The organism is Corallococcus sp. CA053C (assembly GCF_003611675.1).
Taxonomy (GTDB): Bacteria; Myxococcota; Myxococcia; order Myxococcales; family Myxococcaceae; genus Corallococcus.
The window spans coordinates 1-4,988 of sequence record NZ_RAWA01000562.1 but is presented as its reverse complement, the minus strand read 5'-3'; the positions used below and the strand labels follow the sequence as shown (position 1 = coordinate 4,988).

Below are 4,988 nucleotides of genomic sequence, written 5' to 3'. Positions count from 1 at the left end.
GCCGGGGGACCGTGGTGGATACGGGTCGACGGGGAGGTTGCGCAAGGCGGTCTCCCGGTCGTCCGCGCGCAACGACGAGTCGGAGGAGGAGCGTGCCCCTGGCGCGCCGCCCCCTCCGCCGCCTCCGCCATCTCCCAGCCCGTCCGCTGCCAGGCCGCAGCTGGAGATGAAGCGGCGGGAGACCATCCAGATCATCAAGGGCAACGGTGAAGACGCGAAACCGACGGAGCCGCTGCGCTCGAACTTCGCGGAGACGGCGTTCTGGATTCCGCAGCTCCTCACCGGGCCGGACGGCGCGGCGGTGCTGGAGTTCACCGTGCCGGATTCGGTGACGGCGTGGAGTCTCTGGGCGCATGCGCTCACGCGCGACCTGAAGGGCGGCTCGGTGCAGCGCACCACCCGCAGCGTGAAGGAGCTGATGGTGCGGCCGTACCTGCCGCGCTTCCTGCGCGAGGGCGACCGCGCGGAGCTGGAGGTCGTGGTCAACAACGCGAGCACGAAGCCCCAGCAGGGCCAGCTCACCTTCGACATCGTGGATCCGGACACGCAGAAGAGCCTGCTGTCGGAGTTCGGCGTGAAGACGGCCGTGCAGGCCTTCACGGTGGCGCCGGGGAAGGGGACGCACCTGCGCTTCCCCGTCACCACGCCCGCGCGCGTGGGGCCGGTGGCCTTCCGTGTCGTCGCGAAGACGGACAGCTTCAGCGACGGAGAGCTGCGGCCGCTGCCAGTGCTCCCCGGGCGCATGCACCTGGCGCAGTCGCGCTTCGTGACGCTGCGCAACCAGGACCGCAAGACGCTGACGTTCGACGACCTGAAGCGCTCGGACGACCCCACGCGGGTGAACGAGCAGCTCGTCGTCACGGTGGACGCGCAGCTGTTCTACTCGGTGCTCCAGGCGCTGCCGTACCTGGTGAACTACCCCTATGAGTGCACGGAGCAGACCCTCAACCGCTTCGTGTCCTCCGGCATCGTCTCCAGCCTCTATGACAAGCACCCGGCCGTGGCGAAGATGGCGAAGGAGCTGAGCCAGCGGCCCACGCGCTTCGAGACGTGGGACGCGGTGGATCCGAACCGGAAGATGACGCTGGAGGAGACGCCCTGGTTCACCGACGCGAAGGGCGGCCCTGAGTCACCGGACGACCTGGTGCGCGTGCTGGATCCGAAGGTCGCGCAGGCGGAGCGCATGGCGTCGCTCGCGAAGCTGAAGAAGGCTCAGACGGCCAGCGGCGGCTTCCCGTGGTGGCCGGGGGGCCCCGCGTCGCCGTACATGACCGTCTACATCCTCCACGGCCTGTCGCGCGCGATGGAGCACGGCGTGGAGGTGCCGCCGGAGATGACGCAGCGGGCGTGGACGTACCTGGGCAAGCAGTTCAGGGACGACTATGCGAACAAGCTGATGAAGAAGGACCTGGGGTGGGAGTTCCTCACGTTCCTCAACTTCGTGGCGTCCTCGTATCCCGACGCGCGCTACACGGGCGATGCGCTCACGGCGGCCGACCGGCAGCGCATGCTCGACTTCTCCTTCAAGCACTGGAAGGAGCACTCGCCGTTCCTCAAGGGCTACCTGGCGCTCACGCTGCACCGCTCGAAGCGGACGAAGGACGCGCTGAAGGTCTGGGACAGCGTGATGGACTCCGCGAAGACGACGGAGGACCAGGGCACCTTCTGGGCGCCCGAGGACCGCAGCTGGCTCTGGTACAACGACACCACGGAGTCGCACGCCTTCGCGCTGCGCACGCTGTCGGAGCTGCGCCCCCAGGATTCGCGCCGCGAGGGGCTGGTGCAGTGGCTGCTCCTGGACAAGAAGCTGGGCCACTGGAAGTCCACGCGCGCCACGGCGGAGGCGCTCTACGCGCTGGTGAACTACCTGGAGGCCGAAGGCGCCCTGGGCGTGCGCGAGGAGCTGAAGGTCACGGTGGGCCCGAAGGTCGTCCCCATGGTCTTCTCGCCGGAGGTGTACACGGGGAAGAAGAACCAGGTGGTGCTCACCGGGCCGGAGGTGAAGGCCGACACGGCGACCACGGTGGTGGAGAAGACGACGCCGGGCTTCGCCTTCGCCTCCGCGACGTGGCACTTCTCCACGGAGCAGCTGCCCAAGGAGGAGCGCGGAGACTTCTTCAACGTCTCGCGCCGCTACTTCCTGCGCTTGCGCGAAGGCAACCAGACGCTGCTGCGTCCCCTCGCGGAGGGCGCGCCGCTCCACCCGGGTGACGAGGTGGAGGTGCAGCTGTCGCTGCGCACGAAGCACGCCGCGGAGTACGTGCACCTGCGAGACCCGCGCGCCGCGGGCCTGGAGCCGGAGAATGCGGTCTCCCGCCACAAGTGGGACCTGGGCATCGTCTGGTACGAGGAGACGCGCGACTCGGGGACGAACTTCTTCTTCGAGGCGCTCCCGGTGGGCGAGTACACGTTCAAGTACCGGCTGCGCGCCAACCTCGCGGGCACCTTCCGCGTGGGGCCCGCGACGGTGCAGTCCATGTACGCGCCGGAGTTCACCGCGTACTCCACGGGCGCGGTGCTCACCGTGGGCAAGCCGCAGTAGCGCGCGGGTGGGGCAGGGGGCCGGCGTTCCTTCGGGGCGTCGGCCCGCGTCCCGCTACTCCGCGCAGGTGGCGGCTTCGTCGGTCGGGTGCAGCGTGGCGATGCCGTACGTGCCGTTGCGCGTGCCGCACCAGATGCGCCAGTTGCCGCCCCCGATGTCCGGCGCCGAGTACACGCCGCCTTCCTTCTTCGCCCCACCCCGGGCGCAGCAGCGGGCGAACGCGCGCGTCCCGATGGCGGCGATGGAGACCGCGTCCTGCGTCTTCGAGAAGCCTCCCAGCCGCTTCACGCCACAGGACCAGGGCGACACCCCCTGGAAGCGGATCAGGTACTGCTCGCCGCGCAGCGCTTCCGTGCCCTTGCCGGGGCCCTGGTAGCAGACCTTTCCCTCGGCCTCGAGCTGCGCGTAGCGCGGCAGGAAGTGGAGCCCGCCAATGGGGCCCCGCTGCCAGTCATCCCCGCAGAAGACGTGGGTGAAGGCGTTGCGCGGGCCGGTGCTCACCCAGAGGCTCGTGAGCCATTCGAGGTTCGCTTGCCGGGAGCCCGCCCCGGGCCGTCCCGCCGCGGACAGCGCGCGCTGCACCCGGGCGTCGTCGTAGTGCTTCGCGAAGAAGCGCTGCACGTCTCCGGCGCTCACGCTCGCATCGGGGCGCGCGGGGCACAGGTCCAGCACCTCGCGGTCCAGCGCGGACAGCGCCGGGGCCTTGGGGAAGAGGGGAGCGTTCTCGCAGGTGCTCGCGCAGGCCGGTGCGTCGCCCTTCGCGGAGGCAGGAGCGGGCGCGGCGGCGCGACCGGCGGGCGACTGGACCACGACGGTGTTCGCGTCTTCGTCGTCGGTGGAGACCAGCGCAGGCCCTCCGCCCCGGGCCGCCTGTTGCTGGCGCGTGTTCTCGTGGTCCGCCTCGACGAGGGCCGACGTGCCGGGCGCGCGCGCGATGGCCTCCGTGGGGGTGCCTTCGCAGAGCACCCAGCCCTCCGTCCTGGGACCCTGCAACTTGCACCACGCGCGAGCCGGTCCGCCCTTCTTCACGAGCGGATAGGTGACCCCCGGCTCCACGGCGAAGACGACCTTGGAGGACTCGGGCTGCTCCACCGCGTCCACGCGTTCGTCGGAGACGAAGACACCGCCTCCGGCCCAGACGGAAGGGGCCACGGAGAGGGCCAGGAAGAAGCAGGCGAGCGACCTGGAAAGGCGCATGGTGCGCGGGACTCTAACAGGACCGCCCGGAGGCCGCAGTTCGCCGGTTGCGTACAGCGGCACTCGGAGAATAAGGACGCCCGATATGAAACCGATGAATTTCCGCGGTCGCTGGGTGCTCATTACCGGCGCGTCGTCCGGCCTGGGGCTGGAGATGGCCCGGCTGCTCGCGAAGGAGCACGGCGCCCACATCATCGCCGTCGCGCGCCGTGAGGACCGGCTGCTCGCGCTCAAGGCGGAGTTGGAGGGCGCATACGGGGTGCAGGTGCTGCCCCTCGCCGCGGACCTCACCCGGCCCGGCGAGGCCGAGCGCATTCACGCCTCCGCGGTGGAGGGGCGCGCCGTCGACGGCGTCATCCTCAACGCGGGCGTCACCTTCTACGGACGGGTGCTGGAGCAGCCGGCCGAGTCGCTCGACACGATGCTCGCCACCAACGTCACCAGCGTGGTGCAACTGTCGCAACGCTTCGCCGCGGACTTCGTGCAGCGCGGGGAGGGGGCGTTGATGCTCGTCGCCAGCATGGCGGGCTTTTCACCGCTGCCATACCAGGCGACGTACGCGGCGACGAAGTCGTTCGTGATCAGCTTCGGGCGCGGATTGGCCCACGAGCTGCGCAAGACGGGCGTCTCCGTCACCGTCTTCGCGCCGGGCGGCATCGCCACGGAGATGCTGTCGCTGTCGGGGTTGGACCGGAAGTTCAAGGCGGGCGACCTGGGCATCATGCCCGCGGATACCTGTGCGCGCATCGCCGTGGAGGCGTTCGTGCGCCGCCGCGAGCTGGCCGTGCCCGGCCTCCTCAACCGCTTCCTCGCCACGATGATGAAGCTGCTGCCCCATGCGTTCATCGTCCAGCGCTCGGCCGCGCTGTACGAGGGCGGCCTCGTGAAGGAAACGCCCAAGCCCTGAGCCCTCCTGGCCGCGCAGCCCCGTGACGCCGCGTGGCCCGCGAAGCAACACCGCGTAGCCCCGGAGGCCACGGCCCTGGCTCCGGTTCTTGGTGGCCGCACCGACGTCGTCGGCTCACGTCCAGACGGCATCCGTTGTGCAATCGCGTAGCAGGTGGGACCGGGCTGCTGGAGTGCACCGGTTCCAGATCGAGGTGTCTCCCCATGCGGTGTGCGTCGTTGCTTGTTCTCCTCCTGCTCGTTCATCTGCCCCGCACCACGTGGGGCGCGCAATCCACCCCCGGCACCACGACCCGTCCCGCGACGAAGAAGGCGCGGAAGGCCGCGGCGAAGAAGCAGACCC

The 4,988-nt window shown here is 70.1% G+C and carries 3 protein-coding genes; 2 read left to right on the top strand and 1 reads right to left on the bottom strand.

From position 1 onward, the window contains the following. Positions 1 to 2,542: alpha-2-macroglobulin family protein (locus D7V97_RS39900; protein WP_304988530.1), on the top strand; the 2,542-nt coding region annotated here is incomplete at its 5' end. A gap of 54 nt (positions 2,543 to 2,596) precedes the next feature. Here D7V97_RS39900 and D7V97_RS39895 read toward each other — a convergent pair. Beyond that, positions 2,597 to 3,739 carry an EndoU domain-containing protein gene (locus D7V97_RS39895; protein ID WP_120615807.1) on the bottom strand — a complete coding sequence of 381 codons (1,143 nt, stop codon included), beginning with the start codon at positions 3,737 to 3,739 and terminating at the stop codon, positions 2,597 to 2,599. Positions 3,740 to 3,824: 85 nt separating this feature from the next. Between D7V97_RS39895 and D7V97_RS39890 the strand changes: the two genes are divergently transcribed. Then, entirely contained in the window at positions 3,825 to 4,646 is an 822-nt protein-coding gene (locus tag D7V97_RS39890; RefSeq protein WP_120615806.1) for an SDR family oxidoreductase, read from the top strand. Positions 4,647 to 4,988: the final 342 nt, after the last annotated feature.

Excerpts from the sequence above, each read along its gene's own strand:
- D7V97_RS39895 (WP_120615807.1), bottom strand. The coding sequence starts at position 3,739 with ATGCGCCTTTCCAGGTCGCTCGCCTGCTTCTTCCTGGCCCTCTCCGTG.
- D7V97_RS39890 (WP_120615806.1), top strand. The coding sequence starts at position 3,825 with ATGAAACCGATGAATTTCCGCGGTCGCTGGGTGCTCATTACCGGCGCG.